2 protein-coding genes are annotated in these 1,084 nt (G+C 64.0%); both read left to right on the top strand.

The annotated features are described in order from the left end of the window. Positions 1–11 precede the first annotated feature (11 nt). A complete protein-coding gene (locus J0909_RS18245) occupies positions 12–713 on the top strand; it encodes a MotA/TolQ/ExbB proton channel family protein (protein WP_207265120.1) in 702 nt (233 codons plus the stop codon). A gap of 9 nt (positions 714–722) precedes the next feature. Further along, positions 723–1,084 (top strand): ExbD/TolR family protein (locus J0909_RS18250; protein WP_207265118.1); only part of this gene is annotated, 362 nt, incomplete at its 3' end.

Consider the following 1,084-nt stretch of genomic DNA (forward strand, 5'->3'; position numbering starts at 1 on the left):
AAGGTGCAACCATGAACTTTCTGCCCGACAACTCCATCCTGGCCCTGCTCTCCGGGGCGACCCTGGCGGTCAAGCTGGTCATGCTTTTCCTGGCGTGCATGTCCCTGTGGAGCTGGACCATCATCTTTTTCAAGTTCTTCACCATCGGCACGGCCCGCAAGAAGGTCATCCAGGGGTACGAGGCCTTTGTGTCCGCGGGCGACCTGTCCAAGGGCATCAAAAGCCTGGGCGACCAGGAATCCCCCCTGGCCCGGGTCTCGTCCCTGGCCATCAAGGAATTCCGCCTGCTCGAAAAGGCGGGGGTCAACCGCGATCGCAAGCGGCTGCTGGTCAAGGACACGCTCCGGCGCGTGCTCAAGCAAGGCATTTCCAAGGAGATGCGCGGCCTGACCCGCAACCTGCCGTTTCTGGCGACCTGCGCCAACGCCGCCCCGTTCATCGGCCTGTTCGGCACGGTCTGGGGCATCATGCATTCGTTTCATTCCATCGGGCAGGCCCAATCGGCGGCCCTGGCCACGGTGGCCCCGGGCATCTCCGAGGCGCTCATCGCCACGGCCATCGGCCTGCTCGTGGCCATTCCGGCGACCATTTTCTACAATTATTTCCTGGGTAAGCTGAACGAAGTGGAATCCGGCATGGTGGATTTCGCCGGGGCCTTCCTGAACCGCGCCGAGCGCGAGATCGCCTGGGCGGACACGCCCGAGCGGGCCTAGGAGTCGGCCATGGCGATCAAGACCGGCGGCGGGTTCCTCAACGAGATCAATGTCACGCCCTTCGTGGACGTGATGCTGGTGCTGCTGATCATCTTCATGGTCACGGCCCCGCTCATGACCCAGGGGGTGGAGGTGGACCTGCCGACCACGCGCACGGTCCGCAACCTGCCCCAGGACTCCGAGCACCTGGTCCTGACGGTCAAGCGGGACGGGGCGATCTTCCTGGATGAATACCAGGTCTCCATGGACGAGCTGGAGGACCACCTGAAGCGGCTGGTGGCCGGACAGAACAAGCAGCTCTTTCTGCGCGCGGACAAGGAGGTGCCCTACGGCACCGTGGTCCAGGTCATGGGCGAGATCAAGGCGGCGGG

Source organism: Desulfovibrio sp. Huiquan2017 (genome assembly GCF_017351175.1).
Classification (GTDB): Bacteria; Desulfobacterota; Desulfovibrionia; order Desulfovibrionales; family Desulfovibrionaceae; genus Pseudodesulfovibrio.

Coding starts and splice junctions, on each gene's coding strand:
- J0909_RS18245 (WP_207265120.1), top strand. CDS start 12: ATGAACTTTCTGCCCGACAACTCCATCCTGGCCCTGCTCTCCGGGGCG.